An 18,470-nucleotide genomic window follows, 5' to 3' on the forward strand; every position below is an offset into this window, starting at 1 on the left:
GGGGGGGTTGGGCGGGCGGGGCGGGCGTTAGCGGGCTGTGGCTTCGATCGCGTAGCGGTCGATCGTTGTGAGCTCTGCTGGCGTCAGGGGGTCGGCCGTGAGGGCCGCTACGTTGTCCTCGAGCTGCTGGACGCTGCTCGCGCCGATGATCGCTGACGTCGCCCGCTCGTCCCGGAGCACCCAGGTCAGCGCGAGCTGCGCGAGCGTCTGCCCGCGGGCAGCGGCGATCTCGTTGAGGGCGCGCGCACGCTCGAGGTAGGTCGCGTCGATCCGCTCGGCCTTGAGGAAGTGGCCGACGGCGGCGCGCGAGCCCGCGGGCACCTTGCCGCTGAGGTAGCGGCCGGTGAGCAGGCCCTGCGCGAGCGGGGAGAACAGGATGAGGCCGATGCCCAGGTCGCCGACGACGTCGAGCAGGCTCTCCCCCGCCGTCCCGTCGGCCGCCGGCTTCGCGGTCTCGACGTGCCGGTTGAACATCGAGTACGACGCCTGGTGGATCAGCAGCGGCGTGCCGAGCTCGCCGAGCACCCGCGCCGCCACGCGCGTCTGCTCCGGGCTGTAGTTCGAGATGCCTGCGTACAGCGCCTTGCCCTGCTGGACCGCGGTGTGCAGCGCGCCCATCGTCTCCTCGATCGGGACGGTCGGGTCGGGGCGGTGCGAGTAGAAGATGTCGACGTAGTCGAGCCCGAGCCGCGTGAGCGACTGGTCGAGCGACGCCCGCAGGTACTTGCGCGACCCGCCGTCGCCGTACGGCCCCGGCCACATGTCGTAGCCCGCCTTGGAGCTGATGACCAGCTCGTCGCGGTACGGACGCAGGTCGGCGGCGAGGTGCCGGCCGAAGCTCTCCTCGGCCGATCCGTACGGCGGCCCGTAGTTGTTCGCCAGGTCGAAGTGCGTGATGCCGAGGTCGAACGCGCGGCGGATGATCGCGCGCTGCGCCTCGAGGCTCGTCGTGTGCCCGAAGTTGTGCCAGAGCCCGAGCGACAGCGCGGGCAGGTCGAGGCCGCTTCGGCCGGTCCGGCGGTAGGTCATCTGCTCGTATCGGTCGGCGGCAGGCAGGAAGAACGACATCGGTGTCCTCTCGAGGCGGTGCAGTGCTGCTCTACGGTACCGACGGCCCGCCCGGCGCCGCACCACGCACCCGCGCGAGCACGGCGTCGGCGGCGCGACGGCCGGACACGAGCGCACCCTGGCTCGAGGCCGTGTCCCGGTGATCGCCCGCGACGAACAGGCCGTCGCCGAGCGCGACGGCGCGGCGCGGGTCCAGCGGGGGCGCCATCGCGGTGAGCGCGTGCGCGATCGCGTGCTCGGTCACGAGCTCCCACCGCGCGGTGCTCACGCCGTACACGTGCGCGAGCTGGCGCCGCACGCCCGCCTCCGAGGTCGCGTCCGCCGGGTCGGCCGACGGCAGCCCCAGCATCGTCGAGGCGACCAACGCGCGCCCGTCGGGCGAGTACGCGCGCGCGGCGTTGCTGAGCACGACCGTGTTGACGAGCGGGCCGCGCCGGTCGGCGTCCAGGTGCAGCGCCCCGTACCGGCTCGGCGCGTCGGCGCACGCGTGCCAGAACGTCGTCAGCGGCCTGACCTCGGGAACCGCGAGCCCCGTCAGGCCCGCGGCGGCGCCGGGATCCGTCGCGACGACGACGGCGCGCGCCGTCACCGTCCCGTCGCCCGTGCGCACGGTGAGCTCGGCGCCCGGTCCGGTCGCGACGGCGTCGACGCGCGTGCCGCAGCGGACTGCGCCGGCGGGCAGCGCGGCCGCGAGCTGGTCCGGGATCGCCTGCATGCCGGCCGCGGGCACGGACGGGCGGCCCCGGACGAATGAGCGGATGAGCAGCTCGACGAACCGGCGGGAGGTCACCCCGTCCGCCTCGCCGAGCACGCCGGCGAGGAACGGGTCGAGCACGCCGCGCCGCAGCCCGTCGGCGACGCCTCGCCGGTCCAGCGCGTCGCCCCAGGGCTCGTCGGGCGCGGCGAGCAGGTCCGCGGGCCGGCGCAGCGCGCAGCCGATCGCCCACCGCGCGAAGGCTGCCTTCTCCCCCAGCCCGCCCGCCGCCGTCAGGTCGCCGAGCAGCGCGGCCGGCAGCAGGCCCGCCGGGGTACGGCGCGGGTCGCCCAGCACGCGGCGGCCCGACCCGGACGCGACCACGACCGCGCCCGGGAGCGGCTGCAGGTCGAGCACCGCGAGGTCGAGCACGCGCCGGGCCTCGGGGTAGGCCGTGTTCAGGAGCTGGAAGCCGCGGTCGCAGCGAAACCCGTCGACGACGTCGGTGCGGACCCGGCCGCCGACAGCCTCCGCGCGCTCGAGCACCAGCACGTCGAGCCCGGCGCGCGCGAGCCGCAGCGCGCAGGCCAGCCCCGCGAGCCCGGCGCCGACGACGACGACGTCGCAGCGCCCCGGCAGCGGTGCCGGGCCGGCGGGTGGGACCGGGCCGACCGGTGGGGATGCCATGAGACGCGACGGTACGCCCGCCGCGCGGCGCCCGCCCGGCGCGGTGGCACCATCATCGGGTGGCCCGCATCGTCTTCTTCGAACCCCGCATCCCCCAGAACACCGGCAGCGCGATCCGGCTCGCCGCCGTGACGGGCGCCGAGCTGCACCTGATCGAGCCGCTCGGCTTCGACCTGTCCGAACCCAAGCTGCGCCGGGCCGGACTGGACTACCACGACCTGGCCCACGTCGTCGTGCACGCAAACCTCGAGGCCGCGTGGGCCGCGATGCCCGACGCGCGGGTCTTCGCGTTCACGACGCAGGCGACCCGCCGGTTCACGGACGTGGAGTATCGCCCGGACGACCTACTGCTGTTCGGCCCGGAGCCGACCGGCCTGCCGCCCGAGGTGCTCGCGGACGCGCGGGTGACCGACCAGCTCCGGATCCCGATGCTTGCCGGCCGCCGCTCGCTCAACCTGGCGAACTCGGCCGCCCTGGCGATCTACGAGGCGTGGCGGCAGGCGGACTTCCCCGGCGCTACCTGAGCCCCGCGACGAGCCCGTCGATGAGTTCTGCGCGGTCGATGCCCGCGAGCGCGAGGGCACGCGGAACGGTCCCGACCTCGGCGCCGAGCACCCCGACCAGCAGGTCGGCCGCCGTCTCGCGGTGCAGCCCGCCGCCCGCGGCCGCCTTGCCGCGCACCAGCGCGTCCTTCGCGGAGGTGCCCCAGCGCGGCGTGAAGCCCGGTTCCAGGGACGACACCGGGTCCTCGACGAGCTCGACGCCCGCGTGGGCGAGGCTCTGACGCCGCTCGGCCCGCAGCAGCGCGCGGATCCGGTCGGGGTCCAGCCCCGCCGCGCCGAGGGCCCGGGCTGCCGGCGAGTCGGCGTCGTCGGCCAGCGCGAGCAGCAGGTGCTCCGCCTCCAGCGTGCGGGCCCCCATCGCGTAGGCGATCGCGCGGCCCTGCCGCAGGATCCCGGCGAGGTCGTTCGGCAGCGGCTTGTCAGCCATGACGCCTCCTGAGGTCGACTCCGGCGGCGACCAGCCGTCGCAGGTGCTTCTTGTGGACGGCCTGCCGGGTCACGCCCAGCGCCTGTGCGACCTGGGTCCACGACCAGCCGCCGCGCATCGCACGCTCGACCGCCTGGTCCTCGAGCCCGTCGGCGAGCTCTCGGAGCGCGACGACCGCGGCGAGGCCGTCGGCCGCACCGCCGGTCGGTGACACGGTGATCGGATTCATGGAAGCAACCTACGTTGCTTGGTCTCGGACAGTCAACCCCTGTTGCTTATCGTGCCAGCGCCGGTGCCCAGACGTGCCCGGGCCGGGCACTGCCCGGGACCTGCCCGCGCACGCACGAGGGGCCCGGATCCTCGCGGATCCGGGCCCCTCGGGGAGAGCGTCTAGTCCTGCAGGGGCATCGTCTGCGTGTCCTGCGGCGACGACGACGACGGCGCCTTGGGCAGGTCCGTGCCGGAGATCGTCGTCGGGGCGGCTCCGACCGCGACCGGCTCGAGCAGCTCCGACTCGCCCTTGGGGACCCCGCGGAACGTGAACTCGCCCAGCAGACCCTCCCCGACGGCGTCGACCAGGATCATCTGACCGGCGTGGATCTCCCCGAAGAGGATCTTCTCCGACAGCTGGTCCTCGATCTCCCGCTGGATCGCGCGCCGCAGCGGTCGCGCGCCGAGCACGGGGTCGTACCCCTTGTCGGCGAGCAGCTGCTTGGCCGCGGGCGTGATCGTGATGGACATGTCCTTGTCCTGCAGCCGCAGGTCGAGCTTGGCGATCATCAGGTCGACGATCGCGAAGATCTCGGGCTGCGAGAGCTGCGGGAAGACGACGACGTCGTCGACCCGGTTGAGGAACTCAGGCCGGAAGTGCTGCTTGAGCTCGTCGAGGACCTTGGACTTCATGCGCTCGTACGACGTCGACAGGTCGCCGCCGGCCTGGAAGCCGGTCTGCAGGCCCTTGGCGATGTCCCGGGTGCCGAGGTTCGTGGTCATGATGATCACGGTGTTCTTGAAGTCGACGACGCGGCCCTGCGAGTCGGTCAGGTGACCGTCCTCGAGGATCTGCAGCAGCGAGTTGAAGATGTCGGCGTGCGCCTTCTCGACCTCGTCGAACAGGACGACCGAGAACGGCTTGCGCCGGACCTTCTCCGTGAGCTGGCCGCCCTCGTCGTACCCGACGTAGCCGGGGGGCGAGCCGAACAGCCGCGAGACCGTGTGCTTCTCGGAGAACTCGCTCATGTCGAGCTGGATGAGCGCGTTCTCGTCGTCGAACAGGAACTCCGCGAGCGCCTTGGCGAGCTCGGTCTTCCCGACGCCCGTGGGCCCCGCGAAGATGAACGAACCGCCGGGACGCTTCGGGTCCTTGAGGCCGGCGCGCGTGCGCCGGATCGCCTGGGACAGGCTCTTGATCGCCGCGTCCTGCCCGACGACGCGCTTGTGCAGGGCGTCCTCCATGTGCAGCAGGCGCGAGCTCTCGGCCTCGGTGAGCTTGAACACCGGGATGCCGGTCGCGAGCGCGAGCACCTCGGCGATCAGGTCTTCGTCCACCTCGGCGACCGAGTCGAGGTCGCCCGACTTCCAGGACTTCTCCTTCTCGATCCGGCGCAGGCCGAGCTGCTTCTCCTTGTCGCGCAGGCGCGCGGCCTTCTCGAAGTCCTGCTCGTCGATCGCCGACTCCTTGTCGCGGCGCGCGACGGCGATCTGCTCGTCGAGCTCGCGCAGCTCGGGCGGGGCGGTCATCCGGCGGATGCGCAGGCGCGCACCGGCCTCGTCGACCAGGTCGATCGCCTTGTCCGGCAGGAACCGGTCGTTGACGTACCGGTCGGCCAGCGTGGCCGCCGCCACGAGGGCGCCGTCCGTGATGGACACGCGGTGGTGCGCCTCGTACCGGTCGCGCAGGCCCTTGAGGATCTCGATGGCCTCCTTGAGCGTGGGCTCCGCGACCTGGATCGGCTGGAACCGGCGCTCGAGGGCGGCGTCCTTCTCGACGTACTTGCGGTACTCGTCGAGCGTGGTCGCGCCGATCGTCTGGAGCTCGCCGCGCGCGAGCATCGGCTTGAGGATGCTCGCGGCGTCGATCGCGCCCTCGGCGGCACCGGCCCCGACGAGGGTGTGGATCTCGTCGATGAACAGGATGATGTCGCCGCGCGTGCGGATCTCCTTGAGGACCTTCTTCAGGCGCTCCTCGAAGTCGCCGCGGTACCGGCTGCCGGCCACGAGCGCGCCGAGGTCCAGCGTGTACAGCTGCTTGTCCTTGAGCGTCTCGGGCACGTCGCCGCGCACGATGTCCTGGGCCAGGCCCTCGACGATCGCGGTCTTGCCGACGCCGGGCTCGCCGATCAGGACGGGGTTGTTCTTGGTGCGCCGCGACAGCACCTGCATGACCCGCTCGATCTCCTTCTCGCGCCCGATGACCGGGTCGAGCTTGCCGTCGCGCGCGGCCTGGGTCAGGTTGCGGCCGAACTGGTCGAGCACCGCCGAGCCGGCGGGCTGACCCTCGGCCGGGCCGCCCGTGGCGACCGGCTCCTTGCCCTGGTAGCCGCTGAGCAGCTGGATGACCTGCTGGCGCACGCGGTTCAGGTCGGCGCCGAGCTTGTTCAGCACCTGCGCGGCGACGCCCTCACCCTCGCGGATGAGCCCGAGCAGGATGTGCTCGGTGCCGATGTAGTTGTGGCCCAGCTGGAGCGCCTCACGCAGGGAGAGCTCGAGCACCTTCTTGGCGCGCGGCGTGAACGGGATGTGCCCGCTCGGCGCCTGCTGTCCCTCGCCGATGATCTCCTGGACCTGCGAGCGCACGGCGTCGAGCGAGATCCCGAGGGACTCGAGCGCCTTTGCGGCGACGCCTTCCCCTTCGTGGATCAGCCCGAGCAGGATGTGCTCCGTGCCGATGTAGTTGTGGTTCAGCATCCGCGCCTCTTCTTGGGCGAGGACGACGACCCGGCGGGCTCGGTCCGTGAATCTTTCGAACATGTGCACTCCTCACGAGCGACGTGCAGCCGGGTTTAGGGGTCCGGCCGGGACGGCGTTTTCTAGGCTAACGGGGCGAGGCCCCCGGTACTGCCCATGTTCGCCGCAGGCGTGACGCGGCCGCGCCGCCAAACGTCGAGATCGTCCATTCGCGGCGACATAGTCCCGTTAAACGGACGACCTCACGCCGGATGGACGAACTCGACGCTTCCTACTCCCGGAGCGCCTGCTCGAAGGCCTCCAGGGCGGCGTCGCTGAAGAGGACGAACCGGATCAGCTCGACGGAGCCCGTCGGCGCCAGCCCGCGCGTCGCGGCCACCGCGATGCGGGCGACGTCGGCCACGTCCCAGCCGTAGACCCCGGCGCTGACCGCGGGGAACGCGACCGACGTGGCACCGACCTGCGCCGCGACCTCGAGGGACCGCGTGAAGCACGAGGCGAGCAGCGCGGGGTCCCGCTCGCCCCGGTGTGCGTTCGGGCCGACGGTGTGGATGACCCAGCGGGCCGCGAGCCGGCCGGCGCCGGTCGCGACGGCGTCGCCCACGGGCAGGCCGTCCGGCAGCGTCGTGCGGCGCAGCTCGCGGCACTGCGCGAGCAGCTCGGGCCCCGCCGCGGCGTGGATCGCGCCGTCGACGCCGCCCCCGCCGAGCAGCGAGGAGTTGGCCGCGTTGACGATCGCGTCGACCCGCTGACGCGTGAGGTCGCCGCGCACCGCCTCGATCCGGGCCCCGACCACGGCGCTCAGGCCTCGAGCAGGATCGTCACGGGCCCGTCGTTCACGAGCTCCACCGCCATGTCCGCGCCGAACGTGCCGGTCGCGACCTCGAGCCCGCGGGCGCGCAGGAGCGCGACGACGGCGTCGACCAGGGGCTCGGCGACGGGGCCGGGGGCGGCGTGGTTCCAGGTGGGCCGGCGCCCCTTCCGCGTGTCCGCGTACAGCGTGAACTGGCTGACCACGAGCACGGGGGCGCCCGCATCCGCCGCCGACTCCTCGCCGCGCAGGATGCGCAGCTCGGCGATCTTCCGCGCGATCAGCTCGGCCTCGGCGGCCCCGTCCGCGTGCGTGACGCCGACGAGCGCGAGCAGACCGGGCCGGTCGATCGCGCCGACGACGACGCCGCCGACGGTCACCGAGGCCCGCGTAACGCGCTGCACCACGGCTTTCACGCCACGGCCCTCACGCGCGCGCGCCCGCGCCGAACGTCGCCGTCACGGCGCCGACGGGCCGGCCGTGGCCGAGCACCGGCACGACGCCGACGGCGCGGATCGCGGCCGAGTCGACGCCCGCGGCCGCGAGGGCCGCGGCGAGCACCACCGGGCGAGGGCGCTCGCCGCCGTCGAGGATCTTGAACGCGAGCGACCCGCCGTCGGCGAGGCCCGCCGCGTAGACGCCGTCGGCGCCGTCCTTCGCGACCAGGCCGGGAACCGCCGCCATCACGCGGGTGACCTCGCGACCCGAGCCGCCGACGAGCTGCGGGTGCGCGTTCATGGCCGACGCGACGCGGGCCTCGGGGCCGCCGGGCGCGAGCCGGGGCGCCGCGGCCAGCCGGCCGAACGCGCGCGCGAGGCCGAGCACGGTCGTGGAGAACAGCGGCGCACCGCACCCGTCGACGGTCGCGTGCTCGACGCGGATGCCCGTCAGGGCCTCGATCTCGGCGCGGACGGCGCGCTGCAGGGGGTGCGCGGGCTCGAGGTAGTCGGACCGGCTCCACCCGAGCGCGACGCAGGTGGCGAGCATCGCCGCGTGCTTGCCCGAGCAGTTCTGGGTCAAGGACGTCGGGCCGAGGCCGGCTCGCTGCCAGTCGAACGCCGCCGCGAGGCCGAGCGGGACGTCCGGGGTGTTCTGCAGGTCGGCCTCGGTCAGGCCGACGCCGGCCAGGATCGCGCGCACGCCCGCGAGGTGGCCGGGCTCCCCCGAGTGGCTCGCGCACGCGAGCGCGAGGTCAGCGCCGTCGAGGTCGAGCCCGGCGCGCAGCATCGCGCTCGCCTGCAGGGGCTTGAGCGAGGACCGCGCCCAGATCACGGCGTCGGGGTCACCGAGCGCGACCCGCACGCGACCGTCGGGGGCGAGCACCACGAGGTGGCCGGCGTGCACGGACTCGACCAGGTCACCCCGGACGACGCGCGCGAGCGGGACGGCCCCGGCGGTCACCAGCCGCCGCGGGGCGGGGTACGCCCGCCCGGCCCCTTGCCGCGACCGCCCCGGCGGCCCGAGTAGGGCCGGATGGCCGGCCGCACGTCGACGAGGTACACGATCGCGGCGACGGCGGCGCCAAGCGCGAGGAAGGACAGCAGCCCCAGGCCCAGCGGGGCGGGGATCGCGACGAAGGCGACCGCCGTCGCGGCGCCGGTGAGCAGCAGCCAGAAGTTCTTGGTCCGCTTGCCCGCGCTCGTGAAGGCCCCCGTCGGGCGGGTCATCGCGTCGCCGAGCGCCCAGACCGCGAGCACGAACACGACGAAGAAGAGCGCGAAGTAGATCAGCTGCTGCGCGTAGAGGATCACGACGTCGAGCGTACGAGACGGCGGGCGTTCTGTCAGACCCCTCGTCGCCGGGCCAGGTCCGGCGCGGGTCGGGGCGGGGTCAGGGCCACGTCAGGGCAGGACGCGCAGCCCCTCGGCGCGCGCCGCGTCGGAGAACGGGGCGTCCCAGCTGAGCACCGACAGGTCGGGGCTCTCCAGCACCAGCGCGCTCGCCAGGTGCACGGCGTCGGTCACGCGCAGCGGGTGCAGCTCGGCGAGCTCCGCCGCGCGCGCGATGAGCTGGTCGCCGAGCTCGACGGTCCACAGGCCGAGCCAGAGCCGGGCCCAGCGGGCCTTGGCGCGATCGTGCGCCGGGTCGTCGATCTTGCCGATGCGCGAGCCGCCCGCGAGGACCGCGCGCACCTCGAGGTCGGCCAGGCGCGAGGTCACGACGGTGTCGGCGCCGTCCCACAACGCCGCGGCGATGCGCGAGCCGGCCGCGGGCGTGCACAGGCGGACCAGCGCGCCGGGGTGGAAGTAGACCAGGGCCACAGCGGCCGGCTCAGCGCCGCAGGCGGCGGGCGAGCCCGGACAGCGCCTGCGCGGGGCGGTTGCGGTCGTGCACCTCGGCGGCGGGCCGGTCCGCCGGCGGCGCCACGAGCAGGCCCTCGCGCTGCAGCCGCGTCAGCAGGTCCGTCGAGGCGATCCCCGACAGGCGCGCGACCGGTACGCCGCGGTCGGTGATCACGACGTCCTCACCCGAGCGGGCCAGGTCGATCCATTGCTTGAGCTCTGCGCGCAGGGCGCTGACCGAGACCTCCATGCCAGCGAAGGTACCGGACGGCCCCGTCCGCGCGGGAACCGGCCCCGCCGTCGGCGCCGCCGCGGTGAGGTCGTCCATTCGCGGTGAGGTCGTCCTTTCGCGGTGAGTTCGTCCTGAGGAAGGGACTACTTCACCGCGGATGGACTACTTCACGGCCGACAACCTGCCGCGCTCACAGCGGGGGCAGCCGGTCGCGCGCGACCTGCGGCTCGACGCCGGCGACCTCGAGCAGGTCCACGACCAGCGAGCGCAGCAGCAGCACCTGGCTCTGGGCCTGCCAGTCGCGCGGCGCGAGGGTGAACGGGTCCATCCGGTCGGCGATGGCGAGCAGGTCGGACCGGGCCCGGTCGAGCGGGCGATCCGTCCCGAACGCCACCGCGATCTCGATGCACGCGTCGGCGAGGTCGCCCACGGCCGCCGCCAGGCCGGTCAGGTCGCGATCCGCGCCGAGGATGCCGATGGCGCGCCGGGCGAGCACGCGCGCGTTCCGCATCGCGTGATCGGCCTTCGCGGCCGCGTCCTGCAGCGCCGTCAGCTCGTCGCTGTAGCGGACCCAGCCGGGCGACACGCGCGCGATCTCGCGCGAGCTCTTCGCGCCGGCCCGCCAGTCCTCGAAGGCCGGCTCGGCCGCGCGCCCGCGCACGAGGGACTCCTCCGCGCCGGCCGGGTCGTCCTGGCGCAGCCCGCGCGCGAGGGTGCGCAGCATTCCGCTGAGCTCGTGCATCGCGTTGCGGGCCTGCTGCCGGGGCCGACGGCGCGGGTCGGTCGAGCCGAGCGTCGCCACGAGCAGGGCGACGCCGCCGCCGACGAGCGCGTCGGTCCACCGCCCGATCGGCCCGCCGGTCGCCTGGATGGTGGGGAGCCCGACGATGACGATCGCCTGCACGCCCGCCTGCGTGGTCAGCAGCGCGCCGCGGTCGATGAACCGCCCGACCAGCGCCGAGACGGCGAGCACGACCGAGATCTGCCACCAGCCCGAGCCGATCAGGTGCACGAGGAGGTCGCCGAAGGCCACCCCGACGGCGACACCGATGGACAGCTCGGCGACGCGCCGCACCGGGCGGTCGGCGCTGAAGCCGAGCGCGACCCAGGCCGAGACCGGGGCGAAGAACGGGAACTCGTGCCCGAGGCCGTACTTCGCGATCGCAAACGAGAGCCCGGCCGCAGCGCTGGCGCCGAGCACGGGCACGAGCGAGCCGCGCACGCGCGCCCACCCCTGGCGGGCACGGGCGCGCAGGACGAGCCCGGCCCGGCCGGGCGCCGACCGGTGGTCCTGGCCGGCGCCGTCGTGCGCGGCCGCGGTCACAGGCTGGGGTGGTGCCCGAGCCCCCGCGCCACCGGGCCACGGGGCGTCGGGCGGTCCACCGAGACGCCCTCCCCCGGCACGATGACCTCCTGCCCGGCCGCGACGGCGCCGCCCTCGCAGTCCACCTGCAGGTCGACGTCGTCGGGGGTGCTGCGCTTGACGACCGCGAGCGCGATCGGGCCGAGCTCGTGGTGGCGCGCCACCGAGGTCACGGCGCCGACGACGCGCTCGCCCGAGCGGACCGAGGCCCCGCCCTGCGGCAGGAGGTGGCCCGAGCCGTCGAGGTGCAGCATGACCAGCCGCCGCGGCGGCCGACCCATGTTGTGCACGCGCGCGACGGTCTCCTGGCCTCGGTAGCAACCCTTCTCGAGGTGCACCGCCGTGCGCAGCCAGTCGAGCTCGTGCGGGATCGTGCGGTCGTCGACCTCGCGGGCCAGGCGCGGCCGCCAGGCCTCGATGCGCGCGGCCTCGCTCGCCCACGTGCCGGCGAGCCGCCAGCCGGCGGCCTCGCGGTCGGCGACCGCCGCGACCAGGCCAGCGCGCGGCACGAGCACGAGCCGCCACGGGCGCTCGAGACCCGGGTGCGCGTCGTCGGCCGGGCCGTAGCGCGTGCCGCCCGGCGCCGTCCGCGGCCAGGGGTCCCGCCACGTCACCGGCTCGCCGGGGCCACCCTCGGCGCCGACGGGCTCGCCGAGCACCGCCCAGTCCGCGGTCGCGTCCGTGATCTCGACCCGGAGCATGAACTTCATCCGGTCGAGCCACGCGGTCAGCGTCGGCGCGTGGGCAGCCTCGGTGATCAGCCAGGTCGCCGCGCCGTCGTCCACGACGCCCGCCGCGTGCTCGACGTGGCCCTGGGGGCTCAGCACGAGCAGCTCCGTCGAGGTGCCGGGCGCCAGGTCGAGCAGCAGCTGGGACGTGATCGAGTTCAGCCAGGTGAGGCGATCGGGCCCGGCGACCCGCACGACGCCGTAGTGGGACAGGTCGACGACGGCGCCGCCCGCGCGCAGCGCGCGCTGCTCGGCCGTCGGGTCGCCGTAGTGGAAGGCCACGCCCGCGTCGGGGCCGGAGCCGCCGACCGCGCCGTGCCGCGCGAGCAGGGGGCTGGCGTAGGTGGGCATGTCAGGCCTCCACCCGGACCAGGCGGGCCGACGCGTAGCTCTGCAGCGGCTGCCCGAAGGCGGCGAGGTCCCACGCCCACATCAGGTCTCCCTGGACGAGCCCGTACAGCCGGGTGCCCGCGCCGACCTGCGCGGCGGTCGAGGTGCTCGCGATCAGGTCGCTCGCGAGGTCGATCCGCCCGTTGCCGACGGCGCCGAGGTACAGCGACAGGTGGCCGGCGGGGTCCGCGAGCAGCAGCTCGACCGGGTACCGGTCGTCCCCGAGCTCCGGCGGGCGCTCGGGTGCGATGCGCCAGAACCCGGACTCGGTCGCCCACACGGGCCCGTCCGCGCCAGGTGCGTCCTCGCCCTCTACCGCGACCGCCTCGCGCGCGGCCTCGTCGAGCAGCGCGGCGGGATCGTCCGGGACGACGACGAGGCGGATGGTGGAGGTGTAGCGCAGGTACGGGCCGCCGTCGTGGTCGAAGCGGACGTCCTGGACGAACGCCGCCTCCTCGATCCCGGGGTAGCTCACGACGCCCTCGCCGCGCCAGCGGCCGACGAGCCAGGCGAGCGGGTACGCCTCGGGGGCGAGTCCGTCAGGTAAGGCGAACGGCATGGTGGGTCCTCACGTGTGTCCGAGAGCTGCTGCGCCCGGCGGTCGGCCGGGTGCGTCTGGCGGCTGCGGTCAGCGCTGACCCTTGTAGAGCCGGAGCACGACGACCACGGCGATGCCGCCGATCGCGAGGCTTGCGAGCACCAGCAGTCCGACGAAGGTCATCTCGAGTGCGTCCATGTGCGCGATCCTATCGAGCACGAGTTCTACGCTGGCGCGATGAGCAGCCCCGAACGATCCAGTGTCCCCCCACGGACTCTTGTGGTGAAGACGACGTCCGGGCTCGACCGGCCCGAGGCGTGCAACCAGGCCTTCACGGTCGCCGCGGTCGCGGTCGCGGCCGGCGCACGCGTGAGCCTGTGGCTGACGGGCGAGGCCGCGTGGCTGGCGCTGCCGGGCCGCGCGGACGAGCTCGTGCTCGAGCATGCCGCGCCGCTGGGCGACCTGCTCGCCGCGGTGCTGGCCGAGGGGACGGTGACCGTGTGCACGCAGTGCGCGGCGCGGCGCGCGATCACGGCCGCCGACGTCGTCGCGGGGGTCCGGATCGCCGGCGCCGCCGTCTTCGTCGAGGAGGCGCTCGCCGACGGCGCCCAGGCGCTCGTGTACTAGGCCGCTCGAGCGTCTCGAACTAGGCCGCTCGAGCGTCTAGCCGGCGCGACCCCCGGGTGAGTCGCGTGCGGGCGCCGGCGCGGCCGGTTCGGGCGGCCGCGAGTGTGGCCGTTCTGCTCTGTTGCGCTCCCGTGTGGCCGTTCGGTCCCCACAGTGGCGGCGCACGGACCAGCAGATCGCCCACACGAGCCCGCCAGACAGCCGATCGCCCACACTGCGCGCCGCGGGCAGTGGCCGCGGGCAATCGCTGCGGGCACTGGTCGCACGCAGTGGACGCCGGCAGTGCTAGCCGACGAGGACCCGGCCGACGACGTACACGAGGATGCCGGTCACGAGCACCGGCAGGACGAGCGCGGCGACGGAGGCCCACCGCCGCGACAGCGACGGGAGGCCGTCGAAGAGCTCGACGAGGGTCGCGATCAGGATCCCGACGGCGAGGCCGATGAGGGCCCCGGCCTGCGGTTCGATCCCGGGCACCAGCAGGCCCGCCCCGGAGCCGGCACCTGCGGCCGCCGCGAGGGTCACCGTGACGCCCAGCCAGCCCGCGATCGGCAGCGCCGAGACCGCGGAGCCGACCGCGAGCGCGACCGCCCCCGTCACGACGAGCGGCACGCCGCCCGGCGTGCGGCCGGCCGCGACCCAGCCCGCGGCCGAGGCGGCGACCAGCACGCCGGAGACGATCCCCGAGACGGACTCGACGAGGCGTTTGCGCCCGTCTCGCCGCACCAGCTCGGTGCCGAACGTGAGCAGGATGGCGAGGGCGATGACCAGGGGCAGCCGGCGCAGGAACGGCTCGCCGGGGGTCAGCGCGACGGCGGCGACCGCGCCAGCGCCGCCCAGTGCGATGACCGCGGTGGCGCCAAACCGTGACGGCAGGTCGAGCAGCGCGGGCCAGCCGACCGCGAAGACGAGCGCCAGCGCGAGCGCTCCCGCGATGAGCGGCACCTCGCCGAAGTAGGCGCCGACGGCGACGAGCGCGGCGACCGTGGCGGTGGCCACGGCGCGGGTGGAGACCTCCATCAGCCCGCCACCGACCGATTCAGGGCAAACGTCCAGTCGGACCGGGTGGCGTGACAGGGGGCAAGCACGCAGATGAGTCTCGCAGATCGGGCCGACCGGCTGCGCCGTGGTTGTCACGCGGTAACCTGGCCGCTTCAAGCCGGGAGGGACCCGCGTGGCAGATCTGCTGCTCCTCACACCGACGGCGGGCGGTTCGGCGCAAGTGCTTCCCGCGCTCGGACTGTTGTCGCACCGGATCCGAGTGCTGCCCGTCGAGCCCTCGGCCCTAGTCGACGCGCCCGACGCGGACCTCGTGCTGCTCGACGCGCGCCGCGACCTCGTCGCCGCGCGCACGACGTGCCGCCTGCTCCGGGCCACCGGACTCGACGTCCCGCTCGTGCTCGTGCTGACCGAGGGCGGCCTCACGGTCGTCAAGGCCGACTGGGGCGTCGACGACCTCCTGCTGGAGACGGCGTCGCCGGCCGAGGTCGAGGCGCGGTTCCGGCTCGCGATCGAACGCTCGGCCAGCGCCGGCTTCGAGAGCGGCCCGCAGGAGATCTCCGCGGGGGAGCTGACGATCGACGCCGGCGGCTACACCGCCCGGCTGCGCGGCCGCCCGCTCGACCTGACGTACAAGGAGTTCGAGCTCATCAAGTACCTCGTGCAGCACCCGGGCCGGGTCTTCACCCGCGCTCAGCTGCTGCAGGAGGTCTGGGGCTACGACTACTACGGGGGCACCCGGACCGTCGACGTGCACGTGCGGCGGCTGCGCGCCAAGCTCGGCCCCGAGCACGAGCAGCTGATCGGCACCGTGCGCAACGTCGGCTACCGCTTCGACCCGCCCAAGGACCGCGGACCGATGCCCGGCGAGGCCGTCGCCGGGACCATCGGCGCGAGCGTCGCGTAGCCGGTTGTCGATCGCCCGTCCACCGGTAGCCCCGCAAGAGCGGGTAGGTTCGCCGGAGTGAACGTCGACTCGAGTGCCGTCCTGCTCACCGGACCCTGGCGGCACCAGTTCGTCCCGGCCAACGCGGCGCGGTTCCATGTCGCGGTCGCGGGTCCGGACGAGCGCGAGGCGCCGCTGGTCGTCCTGCTGCACGGGTTCCCGCAGTTCTGGTGGGCCTGGCGGCACCAGATCACCGCCCTCGCCGACGCCGGCTACCGGGTCGCGGCCATGGACCTGCGCGGCACGGGCGCGTCCGACAAGCCCCCGACCGGCTATGACGTGCCCACCCTGACCCGAGACGTCGCCGGGCTGATCCGGTCCCTGGGCGCCGATCGCGCCGTCGTCGTCGGTCATGGCCTCGGCGGGGCGGTCGCCTGGTCGATGCCCGCCCTGCAGCCCGGCGTGACCCAGGCCGTCGCCGCGCTCGCTGCGCCGCACCCGCTCCAGCTGCACGCGAGCGCGCGCGGGCACCTCAGCCCGACGACGGCGCGCCACCTCGCGTTCTTCCAGCTGCCGTACCTGCCCGAGCGCGCCCTCACACACGGCGACCTCGTCGGGCGCCTCCTGCGCGAGTGGGGCGTGCCTGGCTGGCTCGACGACGAGACGCTCGCGACGCACCGGACCGCCGCGCGCGTCCCGTTCGCGGCGCACAGCGCGATGGAGCGCGTGCGCTGGCTGGTGCGGTCCACGCCGCGCGTCGACGGCCGCCGGTACCTCGCCGCCCTGCGCAGCCCCGCGCAGGTACCGGTCCTGCAGTTGCACGGCACGAGCGACCGGTGCCTGTCCGCCGCCCACGCCGTCCTGCCCGCGAGCGAGGCCGGCGTCGCGGGCCCGCAGTACCGGTTCGAGCTCGTCGAGCACGCCGGGCACTTCCTGCCCGAGGAGGCCCCCGAGCGGGTCAGCGAACTGCTCATCGAATGGCTCGCCGAGGTCGCCCCGCTCGTGGCCCCCCGGTCGGACCCGGAGGCGCGGGCGGACGCCGGCGCGCGGTTGGACGCCGGCGCGCGGTCTGACTCGGACTCGCGCACCGCACCCTGACGGCGCCCAGCCGGGCGTCGCGGCTCAGGACTCCTTGACGAGCGCCGCGGCGCGGGCCGGGTCGATCTCGCCGATGCCGAACGACGGGCAGTCGGCGGCGATCGGGCACGCACCGCACGCCGGCTTGCGGGCGAAGCAGACGCGGCGGCCGTGGAAGATGAGCCGGTGCGAGAGCAGCGTCCACTCGCGCTTGTCGATCAGCGCGCCGACGGCGGCCTCGACCTTCACCGGGTCGTCCTCCGTCGTCCAGCCGAGGCGGCGGGCCAGCCGGCCGAAGTGGGTGTCGACCGTCAGCCCGGGGATCCCGAACGCGTTGCCGAGGACGACGTTCGCGGTCTTGCGCCCGACGCCGGGCAGCGTCACCAACTCCGCGAGCCGCGCCGGGACCTCGCCGTCGAACCGCTCGACGAGCGCGCGCCCGATGCCCAGGAGCGACTCGGACTTCGCCCGGAAGAAGCCGGTCGAGCGGATCAGCTCCTCGAGCTCGGCGCGGTCCGCGCCCGCGTAGGCCCACGCGTCCGGGTACCGCGCGAACAGGGTGGGCGTGACGAGGTTGACGCGCTTGTCCGTGCACTGCGCGGAGAGCACCGTCGCCACGAGCAGCTCGAGCGGCGTGCGGAAGTCGAGCTCGCAGTGCGCGTCGGGGTACCGCACCGCCAGGGCTCGATTGACGCGGCGCGCGCGCCGGGTCAGGCCGAGCGCCGTCTCGGGCGCCCGCGGCCGCCGGGTCGGCAGGGCGGATCCGGGCGCCGGCGAACCGGGGGCCGCGGCGGACGACGCGCGGGGTGCTGCCATCCGGGCAGCCTACGACGCGCTGCTCCGCTCGGGTGGCGTGCCGCACGGATGGGCCCGGGCCGCTCAAGTTCGGTCCGCCGTCGGTCGAAGTACTGACAACGAGGATGCCGGCGGCCGGGCCGGTCATCGCGAGGAGCACGGGGGGGTGAGCTCGATGACACGCCTGCGAGAACGGCCGCTGGCCGAGGTCCGCGCGTCCCGCCAGGCTCAACGCCTCGAGCTCACGCGCGTCTCGCACTGGCGGCGCCTGCTTCGGGCCCGGATCGACCTCATCGTCGCGTCCGCCTCGGTGCCCGACCCGTTGGGCGCCGGCGCGAGCGAGGTGCCGGCGTCGTCCGCGCAGCGCGACCTGCCGCAGCACCCCGCCCTGGTGGACGCCGTCCGCAGCGCGACGCTCGCGGAGCTCGACCTCCTCGGCGACCTGTTCGACCTGGACCGGCGCCTGGCGCGCTACGAGGCGACCGTGGTCGAGGCGCTCGGCGGCTCGACCGACGAGGTCATCCGCCGGCTCACGATGAACCCCGCCGCCAGCCTGCGCGCCCAGCCTCCGTACCCCTGAGCTGCTGAGCTGATCACCCGATCTGGTGATGGGGCAGACTGTCGGCAGACCTGACACCAAGCCAAAGCCAACCGAAGGACGTGCGCGTGGACGAGGACGTTGTGCTCTCGGCACCACTGTTCGCGAACATGGATCGTGACCAGACCCGAGTGCTGCAGGCGTCGCTGACGCCGCTCGAGCTCGCCCGGGGCGAGGTGCTGTTTCACGAGGGGGAGCCGGGCGACCGGCTCTACGTGATCGAGCGCGGGAAGATCAAGCTCGGGCGCCGCTCGAACGACGGCCGGGAGAACCTGCTGGCCGTCCTCGGGCCGGGGGAGATGTTCGGCGAGCTCTCGCTGTTCGATCCGGGCCCGCGCACCGCGACCGCGACGTCGGTCGCCGACGCCCGGCTCCAGGAGCTCGGGCACCCCGACCTGGTCGCCTGGCTCCAGTCGAACCCGACCGTGGCCAAGCACCTGCTGCAGGCGCTCGCCCGGCGGCTGCGCCGCACCAACGAGGCGCTGGCCGACCTGGTCTTCTCGGACGTTCCCGGCCGCGTCGCCAAGGCGCTGCTCGACCTGTCGACCCGCTTCGGGGAGCCCGTCGACGACGGCCTGCGCGTCGCGCACGACCTGACGCAGGAGGAGCTCGCCCAGCTCGTCGGCGCGAGCCGCGAGACGGTCAACAAGGCGCTCGCCGACTTCGCCGCTCGCGGCTGGGTCCGGCGCGAGGGCCGCGCCGTCGTCCTCCTCGACGTCGACCGCCTGGAACGCCGAGCCCGCTAGCACTGCCGAGCCCCGCGGCACCGCCGAGCCCGCAACGCCACGCCGGCCCCCA

22 protein-coding genes are annotated in these 18,470 nt (G+C 74.6%); 6 read left to right on the plus strand and 16 right to left on the minus strand.

Annotation, left to right across the window (positions count from 1 at the left end):
• Window positions 1-27: 27 nt before the first annotated feature.
• Window positions 28-1,068: an aldo/keto reductase gene (locus tag J4E96_RS18350; RefSeq protein ID WP_227423468.1), complete on the minus strand. Its 1,041-nt coding sequence runs from the start codon at window positions 1,066-1,068 to the stop codon at window positions 28-30.
• A gap of 31 nt (window positions 1,069-1,099) precedes the next feature.
• Window positions 1,100-2,449, minus strand: a complete 1,350-nt coding sequence (locus J4E96_RS18355) for an NAD(P)/FAD-dependent oxidoreductase (protein ID WP_227423469.1) — start codon at window positions 2,447-2,449, stop codon at window positions 1,100-1,102.
• A gap of 59 nt (window positions 2,450-2,508) precedes the next feature.
• Here J4E96_RS18355 and J4E96_RS18360 point away from each other — a divergent pair, with 59 nt between their 5' ends.
• Complete coding sequence (locus J4E96_RS18360; protein WP_227423470.1) at window positions 2,509-2,973, plus strand: tRNA (cytidine(34)-2'-O)-methyltransferase; 465 nt, start codon at window positions 2,509-2,511, stop codon at window positions 2,971-2,973.
• Here the strand turns inward: J4E96_RS18360 and J4E96_RS18365 are convergent.
• The 12 genes from J4E96_RS18365 to J4E96_RS18420 form a co-directional block, all read right to left on the minus strand.
• Window positions 2,966-3,439 carry a Clp protease N-terminal domain-containing protein gene (locus J4E96_RS18365; protein ID WP_227423471.1) on the minus strand — a complete coding sequence of 158 codons (474 nt, stop codon included), beginning with the start codon at window positions 3,437-3,439 and terminating at the stop codon, window positions 2,966-2,968. The genes J4E96_RS18360 and J4E96_RS18365 overlap by 8 nt on opposite strands.
• A complete protein-coding gene (locus J4E96_RS18370) occupies window positions 3,432-3,668 on the minus strand; it encodes a helix-turn-helix domain-containing protein (protein ID WP_227423472.1) in 237 nt (78 codons plus the stop codon). The genes J4E96_RS18365 and J4E96_RS18370 overlap by 8 nt, the downstream gene beginning before the upstream one ends.
• A 161-nt stretch (window positions 3,669-3,829) precedes the next feature.
• Complete coding sequence (locus J4E96_RS18375; protein ID WP_227423473.1) at window positions 3,830-6,409, minus strand: ATP-dependent Clp protease ATP-binding subunit; 2,580 nt, start codon at window positions 6,407-6,409, stop codon at window positions 3,830-3,832.
• A gap of 208 nt (window positions 6,410-6,617) precedes the next feature.
• Entirely contained in the window at window positions 6,618-7,142 is a 525-nt protein-coding gene (locus J4E96_RS18380) for an O-acetyl-ADP-ribose deacetylase (RefSeq protein ID WP_227423474.1), read from the minus strand.
• Between the two features lie 5 nt (window positions 7,143-7,147).
• Entirely contained in the window at window positions 7,148-7,573 is a 426-nt protein-coding gene (gene dtd / locus J4E96_RS18385) for a D-aminoacyl-tRNA deacylase (RefSeq protein ID WP_227423475.1), read from the minus strand.
• A 10-nt stretch (window positions 7,574-7,583) separates the two neighbouring features.
• Window positions 7,584-8,558, minus strand: coding sequence for an asparaginase (locus J4E96_RS18390; protein WP_227423476.1), 975 nt, complete (start codon window positions 8,556-8,558; stop codon window positions 7,584-7,586).
• Window positions 8,555-8,908 (minus strand): DUF2516 family protein, encoded by a 354-nt coding sequence (locus J4E96_RS18395; RefSeq protein WP_227423477.1) that lies wholly within the window; start codon window positions 8,906-8,908, stop codon window positions 8,555-8,557. Before J4E96_RS18395 ends, J4E96_RS18390 begins: the two co-directional genes overlap by 4 nt.
• A gap of 90 nt (window positions 8,909-8,998) precedes the next feature.
• Window positions 8,999-9,418: a type II toxin-antitoxin system VapC family toxin gene (locus tag J4E96_RS18400; RefSeq protein ID WP_227423478.1), complete on the minus strand. Its 420-nt coding sequence runs from the start codon at window positions 9,416-9,418 to the stop codon at window positions 8,999-9,001.
• Between the two features lie 10 nt (window positions 9,419-9,428).
• Complete coding sequence (locus tag J4E96_RS18405) at window positions 9,429-9,767, minus strand: type II toxin-antitoxin system Phd/YefM family antitoxin (protein WP_227423479.1); 339 nt, start codon at window positions 9,765-9,767, stop codon at window positions 9,429-9,431.
• Between the two features lie 94 nt (window positions 9,768-9,861).
• Window positions 9,862-10,995 (minus strand): FUSC family protein, encoded by a 1,134-nt coding sequence (locus tag J4E96_RS18410; RefSeq protein WP_227423480.1) that lies wholly within the window; start codon window positions 10,993-10,995, stop codon window positions 9,862-9,864.
• Window positions 10,992-12,113: a CAF17-like 4Fe-4S cluster assembly/insertion protein YgfZ gene (gene ygfZ, locus J4E96_RS18415; RefSeq protein WP_227423481.1), complete on the minus strand. Its 1,122-nt coding sequence runs from the start codon at window positions 12,111-12,113 to the stop codon at window positions 10,992-10,994. Before ygfZ ends, J4E96_RS18410 begins: the two co-directional genes overlap by 4 nt.
• 1 nt (window position 12,114) lies before the next feature.
• The gene (locus J4E96_RS18420; RefSeq protein WP_227423482.1) at window positions 12,115-12,711 is read right to left on the minus strand and encodes an FABP family protein; all 597 of its coding nucleotides are present in this window, start codon (window positions 12,709-12,711) and stop codon (window positions 12,115-12,117) included.
• Window positions 12,712-12,927: 216 nt separating this feature from the next.
• Here J4E96_RS18420 and J4E96_RS18425 point away from each other — a divergent pair, with 216 nt between their 5' ends.
• The gene (locus J4E96_RS18425; RefSeq protein ID WP_227423483.1) at window positions 12,928-13,317 is read left to right on the plus strand and encodes a DsrE family protein; all 390 of its coding nucleotides are present in this window, start codon (window positions 12,928-12,930) and stop codon (window positions 13,315-13,317) included.
• A 285-nt stretch (window positions 13,318-13,602) separates the two neighbouring features.
• Here J4E96_RS18425 and J4E96_RS18430 read toward each other — a convergent pair whose 3' ends face one another.
• Window positions 13,603-14,337, minus strand: coding sequence for a hypothetical protein (locus J4E96_RS18430; RefSeq protein ID WP_227423484.1), 735 nt, complete (start codon window positions 14,335-14,337; stop codon window positions 13,603-13,605).
• A 154-nt stretch (window positions 14,338-14,491) separates the two neighbouring features.
• Here J4E96_RS18430 and J4E96_RS18435 point away from each other — a divergent pair, with 154 nt between their 5' ends.
• Both J4E96_RS18435 and J4E96_RS18440 read left to right on the plus strand, forming a co-directional pair.
• A complete protein-coding gene (locus tag J4E96_RS18435) occupies window positions 14,492-15,223 on the plus strand; it encodes a winged helix-turn-helix transcriptional regulator (protein ID WP_227423485.1) in 732 nt (243 codons plus the stop codon).
• A gap of 57 nt (window positions 15,224-15,280) precedes the next feature.
• Window positions 15,281-16,300 (plus strand): alpha/beta fold hydrolase, encoded by a 1,020-nt coding sequence (locus J4E96_RS18440; protein WP_227423486.1) that lies wholly within the window; start codon window positions 15,281-15,283, stop codon window positions 16,298-16,300.
• 24 nt (window positions 16,301-16,324) lie between these two features.
• On the opposite strand, the gene nth is transcribed toward J4E96_RS18440, so the two are convergent.
• The gene (nth, locus tag J4E96_RS18445) at window positions 16,325-17,095 is read right to left on the minus strand and encodes an endonuclease III (RefSeq protein ID WP_227423487.1); all 771 of its coding nucleotides are present in this window, start codon (window positions 17,093-17,095) and stop codon (window positions 16,325-16,327) included.
• 154 nt (window positions 17,096-17,249) lie between these two features.
• Here nth and J4E96_RS18450 point away from each other — a divergent pair, with 154 nt between their 5' ends.
• Together J4E96_RS18450 and J4E96_RS18455 are read left to right on the plus strand one after the other, a co-directional pair.
• Window positions 17,250-17,654, plus strand: a complete 405-nt coding sequence (locus J4E96_RS18450) for a hypothetical protein (RefSeq protein WP_227423488.1) — start codon at window positions 17,250-17,252, stop codon at window positions 17,652-17,654.
• Between the two features lie 86 nt (window positions 17,655-17,740).
• Window positions 17,741-18,418, plus strand: a complete 678-nt coding sequence (locus J4E96_RS18455; protein WP_319637711.1) for a Crp/Fnr family transcriptional regulator — start codon at window positions 17,741-17,743, stop codon at window positions 18,416-18,418.
• The last annotated feature ends 52 nt before the right edge of the window (window positions 18,419-18,470 follow it).

Origin of the sequence: Pengzhenrongella sicca (genome assembly GCF_017569225.1) — a bacterium.
In the GTDB taxonomy this organism is placed as follows: domain Bacteria; phylum Actinomycetota; class Actinomycetes; order Actinomycetales; family Cellulomonadaceae; genus Pengzhenrongella; species Pengzhenrongella sicca.

Bases quoted from the DNA above. Each gene is read 5' to 3' on its own strand.
- J4E96_RS18405 (WP_227423479.1), bottom strand. From the start codon at position 9,767: ATGGACGACCTCACCGCGGCGGCGCCGACGGCGGGGCCGGTTCCCGCG.
- J4E96_RS18420 (WP_227423482.1), bottom strand. From the start codon at position 12,711: ATGCCGTTCGCCTTACCTGACGGACTCGCCCCCGAGGCGTACCCGCTC.
- J4E96_RS18425 (WP_227423483.1), top strand. From the start codon at position 12,928: ATGAGCAGCCCCGAACGATCCAGTGTCCCCCCACGGACTCTTGTGGTG.
- J4E96_RS18375 (WP_227423473.1), bottom strand. From the start codon at position 6,409: ATGTTCGAAAGATTCACGGACCGAGCCCGCCGGGTCGTCGTCCTCGCC.
- nth (WP_227423487.1), bottom strand. From the start codon at position 17,095: ATGGCAGCACCCCGCGCGTCGTCCGCCGCGGCCCCCGGTTCGCCGGCG.
- J4E96_RS18370 (WP_227423472.1), bottom strand. From the start codon at position 3,668: ATGAATCCGATCACCGTGTCACCGACCGGCGGTGCGGCCGACGGCCTC.
- J4E96_RS18355 (WP_227423469.1), bottom strand. From the start codon at position 2,449: ATGGCATCCCCACCGGTCGGCCCGGTCCCACCCGCCGGCCCGGCACCG.
- J4E96_RS18365 (WP_227423471.1), bottom strand. From the start codon at position 3,439: ATGGCTGACAAGCCGCTGCCGAACGACCTCGCCGGGATCCTGCGGCAG.
- J4E96_RS18350 (WP_227423468.1), bottom strand. From the start codon at position 1,068: ATGTCGTTCTTCCTGCCTGCCGCCGACCGATACGAGCAGATGACCTAC.
- J4E96_RS18450 (WP_227423488.1), top strand. From the start codon at position 17,250: ATGACACGCCTGCGAGAACGGCCGCTGGCCGAGGTCCGCGCGTCCCGC.
- J4E96_RS18430 (WP_227423484.1), bottom strand. From the start codon at position 14,337: ATGGAGGTCTCCACCCGCGCCGTGGCCACCGCCACGGTCGCCGCGCTC.
- ygfZ (WP_227423481.1), bottom strand. From the start codon at position 12,113: ATGCCCACCTACGCCAGCCCCCTGCTCGCGCGGCACGGCGCGGTCGGC.